Source organism: Methylocella silvestris BL2, assembly GCF_000021745.1.
Classification (GTDB): domain Bacteria; phylum Pseudomonadota; class Alphaproteobacteria; order Rhizobiales; family Beijerinckiaceae; genus Methylocapsa; species Methylocapsa silvestris.
Genome location: NC_011666.1, coordinates 3,900,018 through 3,919,293 on the forward strand (window position 1 = coordinate 3,900,018; position 19,276 = coordinate 3,919,293).

The 19,276-nt window shown below is 65.1% G+C and carries 12 protein-coding genes; 8 read left to right on the top strand and 4 right to left on the bottom strand.

The genetic code is table 11. The features are described 5' to 3' along the window. Positions 1-16: 16 nt before the first annotated feature. Positions 17-7,000, bottom strand: coding sequence for an apolipoprotein A-IV repeat region-like domain-containing protein (locus MSIL_RS18020; RefSeq protein WP_012592506.1), 6,984 nt, complete (start codon positions 6,998-7,000; stop codon positions 17-19). 476 nt (positions 7,001-7,476) lie between these two features. Between MSIL_RS18020 and MSIL_RS18025 the strand changes: the two genes are divergently transcribed. The 8 genes from MSIL_RS18025 to MSIL_RS18060 all read left to right on the top strand — a co-directional run bounded on the left by MSIL_RS18025 (position 7,477) and on the right by MSIL_RS18060 (position 13,720). Then, positions 7,477-7,797, top strand: a complete 321-nt coding sequence (locus MSIL_RS18025; protein WP_012592507.1) for a 2Fe-2S iron-sulfur cluster-binding protein — start codon at positions 7,477-7,479, stop codon at positions 7,795-7,797. A 218-nt stretch (positions 7,798-8,015) separates the two neighbouring features. Next, entirely contained in the window at positions 8,016-9,053 is a 1,038-nt protein-coding gene (locus MSIL_RS18030; RefSeq protein WP_012592508.1) for an NAD(P)/FAD-dependent oxidoreductase, read from the top strand. A gap of 30 nt (positions 9,054-9,083) precedes the next feature. Continuing rightward, positions 9,084-9,587, top strand: coding sequence for a pantetheine-phosphate adenylyltransferase (coaD, locus tag MSIL_RS18035; protein WP_012592509.1), 504 nt, complete (start codon positions 9,084-9,086; stop codon positions 9,585-9,587). A gap of 29 nt (positions 9,588-9,616) precedes the next feature. Then, complete coding sequence (locus tag MSIL_RS18040) at positions 9,617-10,177, top strand: peptidylprolyl isomerase (RefSeq protein WP_012592510.1); 561 nt, start codon at positions 9,617-9,619, stop codon at positions 10,175-10,177. Between the two features lie 178 nt (positions 10,178-10,355). After that, complete coding sequence (locus tag MSIL_RS18045; protein ID WP_012592511.1) at positions 10,356-10,811, top strand: peptidylprolyl isomerase; 456 nt, start codon at positions 10,356-10,358, stop codon at positions 10,809-10,811. A 43-nt stretch (positions 10,812-10,854) separates the two neighbouring features. Then, positions 10,855-11,940, top strand: a complete 1,086-nt coding sequence (gene queA / locus MSIL_RS18050; protein WP_012592512.1) for a tRNA preQ1(34) S-adenosylmethionine ribosyltransferase-isomerase QueA — start codon at positions 10,855-10,857, stop codon at positions 11,938-11,940. Beyond that, the gene (gene tgt / locus MSIL_RS18055) at positions 11,937-13,073 is read left to right on the top strand and encodes a tRNA guanosine(34) transglycosylase Tgt (protein WP_012592513.1); all 1,137 of its coding nucleotides are present in this window, start codon (positions 11,937-11,939) and stop codon (positions 13,071-13,073) included. Before queA ends, tgt begins: the two co-directional genes overlap by 4 nt. Next, positions 13,073-13,720 carry a glutathione S-transferase family protein gene (locus MSIL_RS18060; RefSeq protein ID WP_012592514.1) on the top strand — a complete coding sequence of 216 codons (648 nt, stop codon included), beginning with the start codon at positions 13,073-13,075 and terminating at the stop codon, positions 13,718-13,720. Before tgt ends, MSIL_RS18060 begins: the two co-directional genes overlap by 1 nt. Positions 13,721-13,753: 33 nt before the next feature. Here the strand turns inward: MSIL_RS18060 and MSIL_RS18065 are convergent, their stop codons facing one another. The 3 genes from MSIL_RS18065 to MSIL_RS18075 form a co-directional block, all read right to left on the bottom strand. Then, entirely contained in the window at positions 13,754-14,857 is a 1,104-nt protein-coding gene (locus MSIL_RS18065) for a linear amide C-N hydrolase (protein ID WP_012592515.1), read from the bottom strand. 64 nt (positions 14,858-14,921) lie between these two features. Further along, positions 14,922-16,124, bottom strand: coding sequence for a lytic murein transglycosylase (locus MSIL_RS18070; RefSeq protein ID WP_012592516.1), 1,203 nt, complete (start codon positions 16,122-16,124; stop codon positions 14,922-14,924). Further along, positions 16,121-19,264 carry an efflux RND transporter permease subunit gene (locus tag MSIL_RS18075; protein WP_012592517.1) on the bottom strand — a complete coding sequence of 1,048 codons (3,144 nt, stop codon included), beginning with the start codon at positions 19,262-19,264 and terminating at the stop codon, positions 16,121-16,123. The genes MSIL_RS18070 and MSIL_RS18075 overlap by 4 nt, the downstream gene beginning before the upstream one ends. Positions 19,265-19,276 lie beyond the last annotated feature (12 nt).

Below are 19,276 nucleotides of genomic sequence, written 5' to 3' on the forward strand. Positions count from 1 at the left end.
CCAATGTTTCGCGATTTTATCCCTGACCGAACCGGCCCGAGGCATGCGCCAGCATGGTGTAGACCATGCCGGTTTCGGAGGCGAGATAGTTCTGCGTCATGGCGGCGTCGGCGCCGTCGCGATCGAGTTCGTTGAGCAGCCGTTCAAATTCCTGCACATAACGGTCGATCGTCGCGCGGAACTCGGGATTGAGCCGGTAGCGCCGGCGCACCTCATCGAAGGTCTGGCGGCCCCGGCCGACATAGATTTGCTCGAAGAAGGGTCGCGGCTCGCCGCGGCGATAGCGATCCCACGCCTCGGCGAAGGCGTCGGGGTCGATCATTCCGGCGATGTCGAGCGAGATCGCTTCGAGCGGCCTGGTGTTTTGCGTTGTGGTCGCGGGCGGAGAACTTATCGGCGCCGGCGCGAGGGCCTTCGGCCGCAGATCACGCAGAGGGCGCGCGGGCGCGGTCTCTTCGGTCGAGGCGCGCGCGAGCAGGTCCGAGAGCCATCCGCTGCGCTCAGTAGGCGCCGGATTTTGCGGGCGGCGCGGCTCGATCGGCGCCGGCGGCTCGGATGCCCGCGCGGGCTCTTCCGGACGAACTGGCGGCGACGGGCGGCGCGCCGGCGCGACGCTGGGCCGTTCGGCTGGCGCAGGCGCCGCCGAGACGTCGAGCGAACGGCCGGAGCGGGTGACGATGTCGCTCAATTCCTTCAGCGCCTTGATTTCGTCGGCGACGATCTTTCGCATCGACGCGGCCTGCTGCGCCGTTTCCTGCGGCAGTTCGGCGACGCTCGTCTTCAAGAGTTCGCGCGTCGTCGCGAGTTCGTCCTGGATGGTCCGCGCCATGTCGCGCAGGTCGCTGACCGCCGACTGGAAGCGCTCCGAGCTCTGGCTGAAGAAGCCGTCGATTTCGGCGTTGGCCTCCAGGCAGGCGAGCCGCATCGCCTCAGCGGCGCGTTCGCGGCCCTCGACGACACTGGCGCGGACGCTGGCCAATTGCTGGTCTGCCTCGCTGGCGGCGGCTCCGATGCTCTCGGACATAAAGGCGCTGACGTCGCGCGCCCGGCCTTCGACCGTTTCGAAGGCCTGCTCCATATATCCCGAGAAGGCGCTCAGCATCGTTTCAAAATCGCGACGGCGCAGATCCAGCGCGCCGATCAGCGTTTCGAGCGAGGCGCGGCGCGCGCCGAGGGATTGATCGAGTTGGTCCTGCGAGCGGACGAGATCGTCTGCGGAAGAAGCGATGCTGTCCCGGTGCGCCGCGATCGTTTCGGCAAGGCCGCCCGCCTCGCGCACCGTTTCGCTGGCGGCTTCGTTCAGCCGCGCGACTTCGCCCGAAACGGCGGCGAGCACGGTCCGGAATTCATCCATGCGCCGGCCGAGCGTCGTCTCGACGCCGGCAAAATTGAGGTTTGCGCTCGAGATCTGCTCCTGCAGCGAGGCGCTGCCGGCGACGAGGCGGTCGATCACTTCATTCATTTCCGCGCCGAGCTTGCCATTGGCGTCGATCAGCGCGCCGAGCGATGCGGAGGCGCCGGCCTCGAAAGCGTCGCGCAGATGCGCCGCCGAGCGGTCGATGGCCTCGGCGAGCTCCTCTTGCTTGGCGCCAAGATGCTGCACGATGGCCGAGCCGCGGCTTTCGATCGTCTGCGTCACAAGATCGCCGACATTCGTCATCTCTTCGGCGATTTCGCCGCCGCGCGCGGAGAGCGCTGCGACGAGATCGAAGCCGCGCCGGTCGAACAGGTCGCGCAGGCTCTCGGCGCTTTCGAGCAGACCCTGATGCAGAGCTTCGCCGCGTCCGCCGAGCGCGCCCTCGATATCGGAGAGCCGATCGGCCAGAGCCAGGCTGATCTCATTGACGCGCACGCCGAGCGCGTCGCCGATCTCGCCGGCGCGGCCGGCAAGGGTCGCGTCGAGATCCTCGGTCGCCTGCGTGAGCAGATCGCGGATTTCGGCCGCCCGTCCCGACAGCGAGGCGGCGACGTGCCCGTGCTCGCGGTCGAGCGCCGCATTGATGTCGCTTGCATGCTGCCCGAGCGTATCGCCGATTTCGCTCGTGCGGGCCGCGATCGCTTCAGCCACAGCGCGGCCGCGTGATTCGAGCTCGCTCGCGGTGAGGTCGAGCCGGCCTGCGATCAGCGTTTCAAATTCCGACACGCGCGTATCGAGCGCCGTCGCGATTGAACGCGCCTGCGCCGCGAAGGTCGCGTCGATCTCCGCTGCGCGATCCGCCAGGCTTTGCGCCAGAGCGGCGGCGCTGGAGGCGAGCGTAGCCTGGATCTCCCTCGCCTTGCCGTCGAGGGCGCGGATCACATTGTCGCTGCCTTCGCCCAGCATCCGGGCGAGTTCGCCGGCGCGCGCGCTCAGGGCGGCGTCGAGCGCCGTGGCGCGCGATTCGAAGCCGGCGTCGAAGCGTTCGGTCAGCGCCTGCAGCGTCTGTCCGATTTCTTGCGCCCGCGCTGCGGTCCGATTTTCGAAGTCGCCGATCTGTCCTTCGAGCGCCCGCGCCGTTTCGCCGGCGCGCCGGGCCAGCCGTTCGTTGAGATCGCCGCCGCGCACAGTCAGCGTGTTCTCGATCGCGCCAAGACGGTCGGACAGCGTCGCCGTGAAGCGCTCGGTCTGGTCGCTCAGATTCGAGGCCACCGCGCCGCCATGACCAAGGAACGTCTCCTCGAACATCGCGAGGCGCGAGGACAGCGCCTCATTGATGCGCTCGCTATGGACGGCAATCGCGTCGATCGCCTGCGAGGCCGTTTCCGTGAAGCGGTCGTTGAGGTCGCCTGCATGGTAGCCGATGGCGGCCGCGGCCTGCTGCGCCGTGGCGTCGAAGCTTTCCTGCAGCGCCTGGGTCTCGCCGGCGAAAGCCTGCACGGCCTCCTGGCTGCGCGCCGAGAGGTTCTCGGTCAACTGGCTCGCCTGGATCGTCAGCGTGTTGAAGGCTTCGCCCAACATCAGCGTCAGGCGCTCCTCGAGGCCCGACGTATGGTCGGCGAAGGCGGCGAGCGACTGGCTGCCGATCCCTTGCAGACGATCCTGCATCTCATCCGAATAGCCGGACAGCGCGCCGAGCGTCTCGCCAAGCGTCGAAGCCAGCCTTGTCTGCAACGACTCGGTGTGGCTAGCGAGGGCTCCGAGCGAGCGCTGCGTCGTCGCCTCAAGGCGTTCGTTGACGCGGTCGGTCTGGGCGCCGAGGGTGAGCAGCGTCTCGCCGACAGTCGCGTTAAGGCGTTGATTTACATCATCCGCATGCTTTGTCAGGGAGCCGAGCGTCTCGCCGACAGCGAGGGCGAGCCGCTCGCTGAGCGCCTCGGTGCGGGCGCCCAGGGCGTTCGCGGAAATATCCGCGCTCGACGTTAGCCGCGCGCCGATCTCGGCGAGGTGGGCGTCGAGCGCCGCCAGCGATTCGCTGAGCGTCGCGCGCAGGGCGTCGGTCTGGCTCGTCAGCGCGCCGGCGGAATTGGCGGCGGTCGCTGCGAGCTTCTCGCTGATTTCGGCGGCGTGGTCGCTCAGCGCGCCGAGCGTCGCCGCGACGGCTCCTGCAAGCCTCTCGCGCAACGCTTCGACCGGAGAGGTCAGCGCGTCGGCCGACTGGCGGGCGGTCTCGGACAGGCGCGTGCTGACGTCGTCGGTATGTGCGGTGAGGCTGGCGAGCGCCTCGGACAGCGTCGCCTCGAGCCGTTCATGCACGCTTTGGGCGTGGCCGCTGAAGGCGTTGACCGTGAACTGCGCCGTCGATTCGAGGCGGCCGCTCATCGATTCCGTATGCTGCGTCAGGGCGCCGAGCGTCTCGGCGAGCGTGTCGTTGAGGCGCTGATGCAGCGCTTCGCTGTGTTCGGCGAAGGCGCCGATGGAATAATGCGCGGTCGCCTCGAGGCGCTCGCTCATCTCGATGGAATGCTCGTCGAGCGCGCCGACCACGGCGCCGAGTCTTTCGTGCAGCGCGTCCGTCCGTTCGGCGAGCGCGCCCGCCGACAGATCCGCGGTGGCCGCGAGGCGCCCCGCGATGGCGTCGGAATGCTCGTCGATCGCGGCGACGACGGCGCCAAGGCGCTCCTGCAGCGAATCCGCCTGGCCGGCAAGCGCGCCGGCCGATTGCTGCGCAGCGGCCTCGACGCGACGGGCGATCTCTTCATTATGCGCCGTCAAAGCGGCGATGGCGGCGCCGAGCCGCTCGCGCAGCGCCTCGGATTGGCCGGCGACGGCGTCAGCCGACTGTTCCGCAGTCGAGGCGAGCCGTTCGCCGATGGCGTCCGATTTTTCGTTGAGGAGGCTCAGCGCGGCCTCGATGCGCTGCTCCAGCGCCTGCGTGCGCTCGGCCAGGGTTCCGACCGAGTCGCGCGCGCTCGAAGCCAGTCGGCGGCTGATCTCGCCGGCGTGTTCGTTGACCGTCCTTGCAACCGCGCTGAGCCGGTCCTGCAAAGCCGCTGTCTGTTCGGCGAGGGCGCCGACGGAGCTTTCCGAAACCACGGCCAGGCGGCGGCTGATCTCCTCCAGATGCGCGTCGACCGCGTCAATGGTCGCGCCGAGCTGCGCATGCAACTCATCGGTCCGGCTGGCGAGGGTTTCGGTCTGGTCGCGCGTGCTGTCGGCGATGCGGCGGGCAATTTCGTCCGACCGTTCGCTGGCCGTGTCGACGGCGGCGGCGAGGCGCTCCTGCAGCGTCTGCGTTTGGGCGGCGAGTGCGCCGGCCGATTCCTGCGCGCTGGCGGCGAGGCGGCGGCTGATCGAATTCGAATGATCGTCGAGGGCGTTGATCGCGGCGTTGAGACGTTCGTGCAAAGATTCGGTCTGACTGACGAAAGCGTCGAGCGAATGCTCGCTCAACGCGCCGAGCCGTCCCCCGAGATCCTGGGCATGGCGGTCCAGCGCTTCGAGCGTCGCGCCGATCTGATGCTGCAGGCTCTCCGCATGATCGCCGAGCAGGGCGGCGGAGCGGCGCGAGGACGCGTCGAGCTCTTCGGCGACCAGCCCGGAGCGGTCCGCGAGCGCGCCGAGGGTTTCCTCGACCGTCGCCGCCAGCCGCGTATGCAGCGTGTCCAGCGTTTCCGAAAGCCGCTGCTGCAATCCTTCGGTCTGATCGCCGAACAGGGCGGCCGAGCGGCGCGAGGAGGCGTCTAGTCCGGCGGCCACTTGTTCGGAGCGTTCGGCGAGTGCGCCGAGCGTGTCGTCGATCGTCGCGGTCAGCCTTTCATGCAGCGCTTCGGAGCGGCCGGCGAAATCCGTCGCCGCCTGTTCGGCGGCAGAATCCAGCCGTTCGCTCATGAACGCCGAATGATCGTTGAGCGCGCCAAGCGTGCTTTCGAGCGTCGAGGCGAGCTGCTCGCTCAGCTGCTCGCTGCGGCCGGCAAAAGCGGCGATGGCGTCATCGGCAGTCAATGACAGATGCGTATGGACGCGGTTGGCGTGATCGTCGAGACGCCTGACCGTTTCCTCGACCGAATGGGCGAGGCTTCCGCGCAGGCTCTCGGTATGCGCTGACAGGGTCGCAGCGGTCGATTCGGCGACCGTTAGAAGATTTCGCTGCAAGTCGCCGCCGTTGCGGTCGAATTCCGACTGCAGGCGGCCGCCGCCCGCTTCGAACAGCGCGACCAGGGATTGGCCCGACTGGTCGAGCGTCTCGCGCGCGGAGCTGACGCGTTCCGCGATCATTCGGCTGAAGCGTTCGCCGGCTTCCGCGAGGTGGTCGCCGAGCGCGCCGCCCTGAACCGCCACCACCTCATGCAGGCGCCCGCTTGTTTCCTCAAGCCGCGCTGCGAGGCTGTCGCCGCGCGAGGACACGGTGTCGGCAATGCCCGCGCCGACGACGGCGAGCCGCTGGGAGAGGGAATCTCCCCGCGCGCCAAGATCGGCGGCGAGCGCTTCCTGAGCGTCTCTCAGCCGGGCGTTGATCTCGGCGAGGCGCTGGTCGAGCGTCTGCGCGACGCTGGCGCTCGCCTGCGCAAGATCGGCGGTCGCCGCCTCGCCGCGCTGGGTCAGCCGGCCGACGAGGTCGTTGCCGTGGTTGGAGAGGCTCTCGATCAGATCGTCGCGGCCGCGGCTGAGCGCATTTGTGATCTCCTCGCCCTTGGCGTTCAGCGACGCACCGACTTCGGCCGCCGCCGCGCCGACGCGCTCGGAAAACCGCGTCGAGACCGTCTCGATATCGCGCGAGACGGCCTCATGGGTCTGGGAAATCGCCCCGCGGACGCGGTCGGCGTTGGCGAGCACGGAGTCCCGCTCCGCCGCGAGCTCGTCAATCAGGGCGCGAACGCGCCGCTCATTATCGGAATAGGAGCGTTCCAGATTGGAGACTTCGGACCGCACCAGCGTCTCGAGCTCGCCGGCGCGGGCCAGCGCCCGTTCGATGCCGTCGCCCATCGAGGCGACCTCGCGCCGGATCGCCTGCGACAGCGTCACCATCTGTTCGGTCGCCGCCGTCTCCGGCGACGCGAGCCGCAGCGCGACTTCGGTCATAGAGCGGGCGGTGACCCGCATCTCCTGGGCGCGTCGGATCATCATCGCGGTGATGAAGAAGAACACGACCGGTCCGGCAATTGTCAGGAAATAAAGCGCGCCGACCGGAAGGGTCGAGCCCTCCGGGCCGGCAAACAGCGCCTCGCGGTGGGCCAGCAGATAGCCGAGAGTCAGCGCGACCCAGGCGAGCGACGCGATCGCGGCGACGATGGTCGGGGTCCGGCTCGGCCGCGCCTGAAGCTTGCGCAGCATCTCGCCGGCCGAATGGCGGTCGTCATTGGCGGGCGATGCGCTGCGCCGGATCTGGCCGGAGGAGGCTTCGGCGACGGCCGCAGCAAAGCTCGATCCCGGCGAGGGCAGCAGCGGGTCTTCGCTGGTTGAAGGCATGCGCGGCCCATTGCCGCGAAGGGCTGGCTTTTCGCTGTGGCTTGCCTCCGCAGCCGCATCGACCGAGGGCTCCTCCGAAGCTCCAAAGGGATCGCCGCCGCGCAGGTTCAGCGCTTCTTCGATGGCAAGAAGCGCCTCCGCAGCCGGATCGTGGATTTTGGGAGAGCGCGCCATCTGGTTCCTCTTCTAAGACATTCACGAGGGCGTTTAAGGTCTAGCGGCGGTCGAGCAGCGCAACGCAGGCGTAAAGTTAATTAAGTCTTACTTTACATCCACATCCGATGGATTCAAACCGAAGCTCGAAAGCGACTGAAAACATCGTTAACGCGGCAGCCGCCACCCTCGGGCGAGGGCATGAAAAGGGGCGCGCCGCCATCGCCATGCGTCGGCCTGATTGTGGCGTTGTTGCGACGATGCGGTTGGACGGTCGCCGCCGCTGAGCGGCTGCCTGAGCCTTGACTGCCGGGGCGGCGCGCTTCCTTTATTCGGCTGTTGCAGGATCGATTATTCCGGCCTTGCAGGATCGGCGAACTTCGGCCATGAACTGCGGCTGAAAGATTAGACCTTAGTCCTTGTCCGAGGCCGGATCATTTGCGGGACGCCGCTGGCGTCCGGAATTTCTCCGCCGCAACAGAGCTTAAGCGACATTCATGCCGAAAATAACTTTCGTCGACTCGCTCGGCGAAGCCCGCACCGTCGACGCGGAAGTGGGCTCGACCGTGATGGAGGCCGCGATCCGCAACGCCATTCCCGAGATCGCCGCCGAGTGCGGCGGCGGCTGCGCCTGCGCGACCTGCCATGTCTATGTCGACGACCCTTGGGGGAAGCTGACCGGCAAGGCCTCCGATCAGGAAGAAGACATGCTAGACTTCGCCTATGCGGTGCAGCCGAATTCGCGGCTTTCCTGCCAGATCACGGTGACGGAAGAGCTCGACGGCCTGCATGTGACGACGCCCGACCGTCAGGGTTAGCCCCGATTTGCGGATTGGCGGCGTGCTCTTGAAAGACCTGCGCCGGCCGAAGCCGCCGCCACGTGGCGATTTGCAACGCGGGCAAGCTGCGGCTAGAGCATGCCTCAAAGAGGATCACGCGCCGAATTTCTGATGTTTAAAGAGAGGATTGCGCCTCCGTGGAGGCCCGCCGCGGCGCAGGCGGGATCGCCATTCGCGACCGGCGCAAGGAGCATTTTATGAGTGAGACCATCAAGACCGACGTGCTGATCGTCGGCGCCGGGCCGGCCGGGCTTTTCGCGGTTTTCGAGCTCGGTCTGCTGGACATCAAGTGCCATCTCGTCGACATCCTGCCGAAGGCTGGCGGCCAGTGCAGCGAGCTCTATCCCGAAAAGCCGATCTACGACATTCCGGGCTATCCGATCGTCACCGGCCAGGGCCTCGTCGACCATCTGCTGCAGCAGATTGAGCCGTTCCATCCGACGTTCCATTACGGCGAGATGGTCGAGGCGATCGAACCGCTTGGAACGGCAGAGGCTCCGCTCTTCAAAGTGAGTGCCACCGGCGGCAAGATATTCGAGTGCAAATCCATCATCGTCGCGGCGGGCGGCGGCTCGTTCCAGCCCAAGAAACCCCCGATCGAAGGCATCGAGGCCTATGAGGGGAACTCCGTCTTCTACGCCGTGCGCAAGATGGAGGATTTCCGCGGCAGACACGTCGTCATCGTCGGCGGCGGCGATTCCGCGCTCGACTGGACGCTCAATCTCCAGCCGATCGTCGAACGGCTGACGCTGATCCATCGCCGCGATGATTTTCGCGGCGCGCCGCATTCCGTCAAGGCGATGCGCGAACTGGTCGCCAACGGCCTCATCGATCTTCATATCGGCCAGGTCGCCTCGCTCGCGGGGGAGGGCGGGCAATTGCGCGGGCTGACGCTGAAGGGCGCCGACGGCGCCTTGCGCGACATCGCCTGCGAGCGGCTCATCCCCTTCTTCGGCCTCACCATGAAGCTCGGGCCGGTCGCCGAATGGGGACTGAACCTGCATGAAAATCTGGTTCCGGTCGACACCGAGAAATTCGAAACCAATGTGCCGGGGGTATTCGCGATCGGCGACATCAACACCTATCCCGGCAAGCTGAAGCTGATACTGTGCGGCTTCCATGAGGGGGCGCTGGCGGCTCAGAAAATTCACCGCTACGTCTATCCGGACAAGAAGCTGACCTTCCAGTACACGACGTCCTCAACCAATCTGCAGAAGAAGCTCGGAGTCCATTGACGCCGCGGGCGTTACGCCGAAGGGGCCGCCATGAACCGGATCGCGCTTTATACCGGCTCCTTCGATCCGTTGACCAACGGCCATCTTGATGTGATCACGAGCGCCGCCTCCATCTGCGACGAACTCGTCGTCGGCATTGGCGCGCACCCGTCCAAGGCGCCCTTGTTCAGCGTCGACGAGCGCGCCGCGCTGATCGACCGATCGTGCCGGGATTTTCTCAAAGAGCGCTCCTGCCGCCTGTCCGTGCAGCCGTTTTTCGGCCTCGCCGTCGAGGCGGCGCGGGCGGCTGGGGCGCGGATATTGATCCGCGGCCTGCGCAATGGCTCTGACTTCGACTACGAAGCGCAGATGGCCGGCATGAACGCGGCGATGGCGCCGGAGATCCGGACTGTGTTTTTCGTGGCCTCGCCGGGGGTCGGCCACATTACGGCGACACTGGTGCGCCAGATCGCCGCGATGGGGGGAGACGTCTCGCATTTCGTGCCGCAGCCCGTGCTGCGCGCGCTCGAGGCAAAAAGCAAAACGGACGGCTGACGTTCGTCAAAAACAGGGACCGGAATCCAATGATGCTGAACCGATTGATTGCAGGCCTCAGCCTGGCGTTGACGCTTCTGGCGGCGGGCGCTCCCGCGCGCGCGCAAGACCTCAAGGACACTGTCTACCTCGACACCAAGGATGGGCGGATCACGATCCAGTTGCGCCCTGATCTTGCGCCAAAGCATGTCGCGCAGATCGAGGCGCTGACCAAACAGGGATTTTACGACGGGATCGTGTTCCACCGCGTGATCGATGGATTCATGGCGCAGACCGGCGACCCGACCGGCACCGGCGCGGGCGGCTCGAAGCTGCCGAACATCAAGGCTGAATTCTCCAACGAGCCCTTCGTGCGCGGCACGGTCGGAATGGCGCGCTCGCAGGACCCGGATTCGGCCAATTCGCAATTCTTCATCACCTTTGCCGACGCCTCTTTCCTGAACAAGAATTACACCGTCGTCGGCAAAGTCGTCTCCGGCATGGACGTCGTTGACAAGATCAAGAAGGGCTCGAAAGCCGACAATGGCGCCGTGACCGCGCCCGACAAGATCGTCAAGATGCAGATGGCGAGCGACGCCGCCAAGAAATAAGGCGCGCGCCGGTTTGCCTTTGGCGCCGGTTTACCTTGGCGAGCGCATCGGCTATGTGATCGCCAAAGGCGGCCGCCGCCAAATCTTCGCGCGGCCGCCGCTCTCTTCACCCGCCGCGCCATCATCAGGCGATTTCCTGTCGCCGTCGCGCCTCTCATTTCTCATGCAGGAGTTTCCCATGACGGAAGCCGGCAACACCCTCACCCTCGAGACCACCAAAGGTCCGGTCGTCATCGAGATGCGGCCGGATCTCGCGCCAGGTCACGTCGCCCATATCAAGAAACTGGTCGAAGAAAAATTTTACGACGGCGTCGTATTTCATCGCGTGATCGACGGTTTCATGGCCCAGACCGGCTGCCCGCATGGGACCGGCACGGGCGGATCGAAATATCCGAACATCAAGGCGGAATTCAACGCCGAGCCGCATGTTCGCGGCGTCGTCTCCATGGCGCGGGCGCAGGATCCGAACTCCGCCAATTCGCAATTCTTCATCGTCTTCAACGACGCCCGCTTCCTCGACAAGCAATATACGGTTTGGGGCAAGGTCGTCAGCGGCATGGAGAATGTCGATAAGATCAAGCGCGGCGAACCCGTGCGCGATCCGGACAAAATCATCAGCGCTGCCTTGAGCTGAGTTTTTGGCCGCCCGGCGCAGCGCGGCCTGACGGCCATCGCGCATGCGCGTCGATCAGTTTGACTTCGATCTGCCGGACGCCTCCATCGCCTTGCGTCCGGCGCATCCACGCGACGCTGCCCGCCTCCTTGTCGTGCGCCCCGGCCGCTTGTCTCCGGCTGCGCTCGACGACCGCTTCATTCGCGATTTGCCGGAATTGCTGGCCGCCGGGGATGTGCTCGTCGTCAATGACACGCGCGTCATTCCCGCGCGACTCGACGGGTTTCGCGCCCGGGGCGAGGCTTTGGCGCGGATCGAGGCGACGCTGCACAAGCGCGAGGGCGGCGATCTTTGGCGCGCCTTCCTGCGTCCGGCGAAAAAGCTGAGAGCCGGCGAGACCATCCTGTTTTCGTCAGGCGATGCCAAGTTGGCCGCCCGCGTCGTCGAAAAGGGCGAGGACGGCGAGGTTCTTCTTGGCTTTGAGCTGTCGGGCGCCGAGCTCGACCTTGCGCTCGAACGCGTCGGACGCATGCCGCTTCCGCCCTATATTTCATCGAAGCGCGGCGCCGACGAAAGCGACGCCGCCGACTACCAGACGCTGTTCGCGGATCGCCCGGGCGCCGTCGCGGCGCCAACCGCGAGCCTTCATTTCACGCCCGCGTTGCTTGCGGCGCTTGTCGCAAAGGGCGTCCAAATCGAGCGCGTCACGCTGCATGTCGGCGCGGGCACCTTCCTGCCGGTCAAGGCGGAGGATACCGACGATCACAGGATGCACGCCGAATGGGGCGAAGTCAGCGCCGAGACGGCAGGGGCTTTGAATGCGGCGCGCCGCGCGGGGCGACGCGTTGTCGCCGCCGGCACCACAAGCCTGCGCATCCTTGAATCAGCGGCGGGGCCGGACGGCGCTGTTGCGGCTTTTTCCGGCGATACGTCGATCTTCATCACGCCAGGCTACAGTTTCAAGGCCGTCGATTTGCTGCTGACCAATTTTCATCTGCCGCGCTCGACCTTATTCATGTTGGTCTGCGCCTTCAGCGGACTTCAGACCATGCGCGACGCCTACAACCACGCGATCGCGGCCGGCTATCGGTTCTACAGCTATGGCGACGCCTGCCTGCTCTATCCTGCTGCGCCGCGAGGCGCCGCATGAGCGAGGAGTTTGCCTTCGCGATTTTCGGCGTGGACGGCGCCGCGCGTACCGGCGCGATCTCCACATCGCGCGGAACAATCCGCACGCCGGCCTTCATGCCGGTCGGCACGGCGGCGACGGTCAAGGCGATGCATCCGCAAGCGGTCAAGGCGCTCGGCGCCGATATCGTGCTCGCCAACACCTATCATCTCATGTTGCGTCCCGGCGCTGAACGGATCGCCGAGCTTGGCGGCCTGCACCGCTTCATGAACTGGCCGGGGCCGATTCTTACCGATTCCGGCGGCTTTCAGGTCATGTCGCTCGCCAAGCTGCGCAAGCTCGACGAGAACGGCGTCACATTCCAATCGCATATCGACGGCTCGCGCCATGTGCTGACGCCGGAGCGTTCGATGCAGATCCAGGATCTGCTCGGCGCCGATATCCAGATGCAATTCGACGAATGCGTGAAGCTGCCCTGCACGGAAGCTGAGGCGCGCCGCGCCATGGAGCTGTCGCTGCGCTGGGGCGAGCGGTCGAAGCAAGCGTTTGCGCGTCAGCCGGGCCGGGCGCTGTTTGGCATCGTGCAGGGCGGCGCCTCCGAGTCGCTTCGGCGGGAGAGCGCCCGCGCCCTGGTCGAAATGGAGTTTGACGGCTACGCGCTGGGCGGCCTTGCCGTCGGCGAGCCGCAGGACGTCATGCTGGCGATGATCGATTGCACGGCGCCGCAGCTGCCGTCGCCAAAGCCGCGCTACCTTATGGGCGTCGGCTCGCCCGACGATCTGATCGAGAGCGTCGCGCGGGGGATCGACATGTTCGATTGCGTGATGCCGACGCGGGCAGGGCGGCACGGATTGGCTTACACGCGCGCGGGAAAACTCAATCTGCGCAATGCGCGCCACGCCGGCGATCCGGCCCCCGTCGACGCCAATTCGCCGAATGAGGCGACGCGAACCTATTCGCGCGCCTACCTTCATCATCTCGTGAAGTCGGGCGAAATTCTCGGAATGATGCTGCTGACCGAGATCAACCTTGCCTATTATCAGGAGCTGATGGCGGGCATGCGCGCCGCAATTGCGGCCGGTTGCTTCGATGCGTTTCGCGCTGAGACGAAAGAAAGCTGGCGCGGCGGCATGATTGCGGGGGAGGAGTTCTGATGCTTGTCGTGTGGGGACGGCGCAATTCGCTCAATGTTCAGAAAGTCCTGTGGCTGATCGGCGAGCTGGGTCTCTCTTATGAGAACATCCCGGCGGGGGGTCCGTTCGGGCGCATGCACGACCCGCGCTTTCTTGCGCTGACGCCGCACGGCCGTGTGCCGGTGCTCGAAGATGGCGATCTTGGGGCCTGGGAGTCCCATGCGATCCTCAGATATGTGGCTGCGCAATATGGGCAAGGCCGGTTCTGGGACGAGAAACCCGCTGTTAGATCGAGGATCGACGGCTGGATGGATTGGTCGCAGAGCGCGCTGCAGCCCGAATTTCTCAACGGCGTCTTTTATGGATTCTATCGCACGCCCGAAGCGCAGCGCGACTGGTCGGCGATCGAAAAAAGCCTCGCCCGATGCGCCGGCTATTGGAAGATTCTTGACGATATCCTTGCGACGCGGCCGTATCTCGCCGGCGACAACCTCTCGCTCGCCGACATTCCGGCTGGCGCCTTGCTGTATCGCTATTTTGAACTTGAGATCGAACGCCCGAGCCTTCCGAACGTCGAGGCCTGGCGCCACCGGCTGCAGCAGCGCCCGGCCTATCGCGAGCATGTGATGGTCCCGTTTGATGAAATGCGCGGGCGCCTCGATTATTAGATGACGATCATGAATTGATCTCTCAAATCGCGCTTACGGGTTCAGAGATTTGATGATCTCTTCCCCCTTCATCGAGAACGTCGCGATGTCCTTCGCGTCGGGATTTATCTTTGTAAGATCCAGCACGCGAATCTGGCTGTTGTCATAAGTGCGGAAATAATAGCGCAGCGCCTTGAGGTTGCTGGCTGCGGTCCAGATCGTGTAGTCGGCCTGGATATTGCCGTGCGCGTCTTTCTCCTGATCGCGGGCTGAGCCTTTGGGAATGTCGAACTGGTTCAGAATATGGAAGGCGTCGAGCACGGCGTCGTCGCCGGTCTTTGACGGCAAGGCGGATTGGCTGAAGGCGACGGCGCGGACAAAGCGCGACGGCGGCGTGAAATCGCCCGGCATGCCGAGCATTCCGGTTCCTTGTCCGAACGGCTCCAGCGTCACCGGCCCGAGTTGGATCGGCGGATGGTTGGTCATCGAGAAATTCACATAATTGCGCAGATTGGTCATGTGCCAGTCGAACGCCGGAGAGTTGGTGATCACGCCGAGAGGCGCCTCGAAAACCTTGAGCTTGCCATCCAGATATTCGATGACGATGCTGCCGCCCGAAGCGTCCTGCACGCGGAAATGCACTTCCGGCGCAAAGCCCCATTGCGCGAAGACGACGGTGGGGACGACGATATCGCCGATGTGCACCTTGACCTCTTCGACGCTGGCGAAGTTCTCAAGCATCCATGAGCCGAGCTCCCAGGGGGCGAGGGTCTTGCTCGCATCGTCCGGCGCATAGGGCATGTAACCGGCGGAGGTCGGGAAATAGAACAGCCCGGCGTAAAGGCCCTTCTCATTGAATCCGTCGAACAGCACCGGCATGCCGACGCCATTGGCGCCGACGCTGGCGTATTTGGCGGTCCATTTCATTCCGTCCTTGCCGTCGGGCGTCGTTCCGGTCCGCGCATAGCCGCGCGGAATCACGAGCACATCGGAATGGAGATCGATGGCGAATTCCAGCGTTCGCGCGGCGATGACCGAGCCGTCCTGCGCGGTGAGGCGGATGCCGGTGCAGGCCGCCGATGGCGCAACGCTGCTGAGCAGCAGCGCGCAGGCCGCGACGGTCGAAAGAATGGTTCTGTGTATCCGGTTCTGGATCATGGCTCTCCCCCTTTTTCATTGTTTTGGCGTTTTCTTGAAACAAAGCCTGGAGGTGGCGCGCGCCCTATTGCTGCGCCAGTCGCCGCAACACATCCGGCGTTCCAAAACCATCTGCCGGAGCGATCTTTTCGGCGAGCTGGAACGCGTGGATGGCGTCGCGTGAGGCCTGCCCGAAGCGTCCGTCGATCGTTCCCTTGTAGAACCCCCGCTTTTGCAATTCACGCTGGATCGTCGATTTCTCGGCGCGGCTGAGAAACACCTCGCCCATTGGCCAGCGCCCGCGCAGACCATCGGCGCCGCCAATCCGGTCGGCGAGCAGACTCAAGGACAGCGCATAGGAATCTGAATTATTATAGGCCTTCAACACCCAATAATTGTCGGATAGCAGAAAAGCGGGACCCGCCGCGCCGGAGGGCAGGAATAGGGTGGCGTCGCCCTGCGCCCGCAGCGGGCTGCCGTCGGCGTTGACGACGCCCTGCGCCGCGAAGGCGCCAAAGCCGCCATGCAGCGAGGAAAAGGCAAAGCTTTGCGGCAGCCTGACTTCCATGCCCCATGGCAGAGCCGGCTTCCATCCGGACTGGCGCAGAAAATTGGCGATCGAGGCAAGGCTGTCCTGCGGCCTGTCCCAGATATCGGCGAAGGAGGCGCCGTCATAGCTCACCGCATATTTGAGATAGGCGGAGGGAATGAATTGCGGGTCGCCCATCGCCCCGGCCCAAGAGCCTTTGAGTTTTTCGCGCGGCACGGAATCCTTTTGCAGGATGAGCAGCGCCGCAATCCATTCGTCGCGGAACAGCTCGCGGTCCTGACGCTGATAGGCGAGCGTCGCCAGCGTGCGGATGATGTCTTTGCCGCCCCGCGCCGCGCCGAAATCCGTCTCCATGCCCCATGCGGCGAGGATGATTTCAGGCGGGACCCCGCTGCGCTGGGAAATGCGCGTCAGTTCGCCGCCCCATTTCTGCAGCGCCGCGCGGCCGCGGGCGATCCGCGCCTTGGAGACAGCGGAGGCGAGATAGTCTTTGAGCGGCTTGTCGAACTCCGCCTGTTTCGCCGCGGCGGAGGGCGCGGATGGGTCTGGCGTCAGCCCCGAAATCGCCGCGTCAAACGTCGCCCGGCTGACGCCGGCGGCCTCGGCGCGCGGCCAGAGCGCCAGCAGGAATTGCTGGAACGCCGGATCGCCCTGCGCCAGGGCGCCGGCGACGTCGATGAGCAATGCGGCCGCCAGGGCTGAGCCGGCAAACCGGCGCCGCGTAAGAAGCTGCATCATTCCGCGCCGCCGGCTTCCGGTTGCGGCTTCTCCTTGCCCTTCCATTTCCATTCCCGCGCCGTTTCAAACACCACATACAACATGGGAATCAGGAAGATGCCGAGCGCGCTCGCCGCGATCATGCCGGAAAACACCGGCGTGCCGACGCCGCGCCGGCTGACCTGCGCGGCGCCATGCGCGAAAACCAGCGGGACGAGGCCGAGCACGAAAGCGATCGAGGTCATCATCACGGCGCGAAACCGCATGCGCGCGCCAAGGATCGCGGCTTCGCGAATGTCCATGCCCTGTTCGCGCTGCTCCTTGGCGAACTCGACGATCAGAATGCCGTTCTTCGCGGCGAGCGCGATGAGCACGACGAGGCCGATCTGCGCGTAAAGATCGAGCGACAGCTGCGCGATCAACACGCCGGCGAAGGCCCCGAGCACCGCGACGGAGACGGACATCAGCACCGGAACCGGAATGACCCAGCTTTCATAAAGCGCGACGAGAAAGAGAAATGCGAACAAAAGCGCGAGGGCGAGGATGGTCCCGGTCTGCCCCGACGCCTGCGCCTCCTGATAGGCCGTGCCGGTCCATTCGAAGGAATAGCCCGGGGGGAGCGTCTTGGCCGAAAGCGCCGTCATTGCCGCGAGCGCAGCGCCCGAAGACACGCCTGGCGCCGGCGTTCCGTTGATCGTCACCGCGCGGTAGTTGTTGTAACGGCTGATGACCTGCGGCCCGACGATCGTGCGCATCGCGGCGAGCGAGGCCATCGGCACCATCGTGTTCGATTTGTTGCGGATGTAGATCTGCCAGATCGACGAATAGTCGCGCCGGTCCTGTTCGTCGGCTTGCAGATTGACCTGCCAGGTGCGGCCGTAGAGATTGAAATCGTTGATATAGGTTCCGCCGAGAGTCGCCTGTAGCGCGGTGAAAATCTGGCCGATGTCCACTCCGAGCGCCTGAGCCTTTTCGCGGTCGATATCGAGGAAGATCGACGGATTGGTCGCGGTGAAGGTCGAGAACACGCGGGTCAGCGCCGGGTCGGCGTTGGCGGCGGCGATCATGCCTCGCATCACGCTTGCGAGCGACGCCGGATCTTGCCCCTCCAGAGCCTCGAGCTGATATTCGAAGCCGCCGGTCGTCGAGAGGCCGATGATCGGCGGCAAATTGAAGGCGATCACCGAGGCGGTGCGGATCGCCGCGGCCTCTACGGTGATTTTCCGGATCAGCGCCTGCGCCGAATCGGCCTCGGTCGGCCGCGCGGCGAAGGGTTTCAGCTTCACGACGATGAAGCCGGCGTTCGACTGGCTGACGCCGTCGAGGAAGGAATAGCCGATGATGGAGAAGGTGGCGTCGACCTGCGGCATATCGAGCGCGATCTTCTCGACTTTTTTCATTGCCTCGCTGGTGCGGTCGACCGAGGCGCCGTCCGGCAGTTGGACCACGGTGAAGAACACGCCCTGATCTTCTTCCGGCAGAAAGCCCACTGGCGTCTTGAGCGAAAGACCGTAGATCGCCGCTCCCACGACGAGCACGAGCAGGATCGAGACCAGCGCCCGCCGCACGATGTGCGAGACGATATGGGCATAGCCGTCGCGCGTCTTGTCGATCGCCCCGAGCACGCGGGACATGATCCGTCCCTTGTGGCGGCCCGGCCGCAACACGATCGCGCAAAGCGCCGGCGACAGCGTCAGGGCGTTCACCGCCGAGATCAGCATTGCGACGCTGATCGTCACCGCGAACTGGCGGAATAGCTGGCCGGAGACGCTGGGGATGAAGGCCACCGGCACAAACACCGACAGCAGCACTAAAGTGATCGCGATGATCGGGGCGGTGATCTGCGCCATCGCTTTCTTGGTGGCGTCGGCCGGCGAGAGCTCGGGCTCCTCCTCCATGACGCGCTCGACATTCTCGACGACGACGATGGCGTCGTCGACCACGATGCCGATCGCCAGCACGAGCGCCAGCAGCGACACCGTATTGGCGGAAAAGCCAACCGCCAGCAGCACTGCGAATGTGCCGATGAGGCTGACGGGGACCGCGATGGCCGGAATGATTGTCGCACGCATCGAACCGAGGAAGACGAACACGACGAAGACGACGAGGACGAAGGCTTCGATCAGCGTTTTCAGAACTTCGTGGATCGTGTCGGAGACGAAAGTGGTCGAATCATAGACGACCTTCGTTTTCAACCCTTCCGGAAACCGCAACTGAAGCTTGTCGAGCTTCGCCTGAACCGCAGCGGCCGTCTGCACCGCATTGGCGCCCGGCGACAGATAGATGCCGATCGCCACCGCCGGCTTGCCGGACAGGCGGCTTTCATTATCCATATTCTGCGCGCCCAGCTGGACCGTCGCGACGTCCTTGACGCGGACGAGCGAGCCGTTGGGATTGGCGCGGATGACGATATTGCCGAATTGCTCCGGCGTCGTCAGGCGTCCCTGGGTTTGCAGATTGATCTGAAATTGCTGGTCGGATTCGATCGGGCGCGCGCCGATGCGGCCGATCGCGGCTTGGGTGTTCTGCGACTGCACCGCCGCGATGACGTCGGACGGCGCGAGATTGAGACTGATCAGCCGTTCGACGTCGAACCAGATCCGCATCGAATATTTGAGCTTGCCGAACAGCATCGCCTGGCCGACGCCGGGCGTCCGGGCCAGTTCGTCGAGCACGTTGATCGTCGCAAAATTAGTGATGAACAGCGGGTCCTGCGCGCCATTCTCGCTATAGAGCATCATGAACTGCAAAATCGCGGAGGAGCGCTTTTGCACGGTCAGGCCCTGATGCGTCACCGTCTCCGGCAATTGCGCGAGGGCGGTCTGGACCCTGTTGTTGACGTTGACGGTGGCGATGTCGGGGTTTGTGCCGAGCTCGAAGCTGACGGTCAGATTGTAGCTGCCGTCATTGCCGCTCGACGACTTCATATAAATCGCCTTGTCGACTCCGACCATCTGCGCTTCGAGCGGCTGCGCCACGGAGGCTTCGACGACTTCGGCCGAGGCGCCGGGATAGGAGGCGGTCACCTGCACCTGCGGCGGCACGATGTCGGGGAATTGCGACAAGGGGATGCGCAGCAGCGACAGCGCGCCGGCGATCGTGATGACGATCGCGATCACGATGGCGAGCCTGGGCCGATCGACGAAAACCGAGGAAATCATGCGCCAGCCTTA

Bases quoted from the DNA above. Each gene is read 5' to 3' on its own strand.
- MSIL_RS18020 (WP_012592506.1), bottom strand. From the start codon at position 7,000: ATGGCGCGCTCTCCCAAAATCCACGATCCGGCTGCGGAGGCGCTTCTT.
- MSIL_RS18025 (WP_012592507.1), top strand. From the start codon at position 7,477: ATGCCGAAAATAACTTTCGTCGACTCGCTCGGCGAAGCCCGCACCGTC.
- MSIL_RS18030 (WP_012592508.1), top strand. From the start codon at position 8,016: ATGAGTGAGACCATCAAGACCGACGTGCTGATCGTCGGCGCCGGGCCG.
- coaD (WP_012592509.1), top strand. From the start codon at position 9,084: ATGAACCGGATCGCGCTTTATACCGGCTCCTTCGATCCGTTGACCAAC.
- MSIL_RS18040 (WP_012592510.1), top strand. From the start codon at position 9,617: ATGATGCTGAACCGATTGATTGCAGGCCTCAGCCTGGCGTTGACGCTT.
- MSIL_RS18045 (WP_012592511.1), top strand. From the start codon at position 10,356: ATGACGGAAGCCGGCAACACCCTCACCCTCGAGACCACCAAAGGTCCG.
- queA (WP_012592512.1), top strand. From the start codon at position 10,855: ATGCGCGTCGATCAGTTTGACTTCGATCTGCCGGACGCCTCCATCGCC.
- tgt (WP_012592513.1), top strand. From the start codon at position 11,937: ATGAGCGAGGAGTTTGCCTTCGCGATTTTCGGCGTGGACGGCGCCGCG.
- MSIL_RS18060 (WP_012592514.1), top strand. From the start codon at position 13,073: ATGCTTGTCGTGTGGGGACGGCGCAATTCGCTCAATGTTCAGAAAGTC.
- MSIL_RS18065 (WP_012592515.1), bottom strand. From the start codon at position 14,857: ATGATCCAGAACCGGATACACAGAACCATTCTTTCGACCGTCGCGGCC.
- MSIL_RS18070 (WP_012592516.1), bottom strand. From the start codon at position 16,124: ATGATGCAGCTTCTTACGCGGCGCCGGTTTGCCGGCTCAGCCCTGGCG.
- MSIL_RS18075 (WP_012592517.1), bottom strand. From the start codon at position 19,264: ATGATTTCCTCGGTTTTCGTCGATCGGCCCAGGCTCGCCATCGTGATC.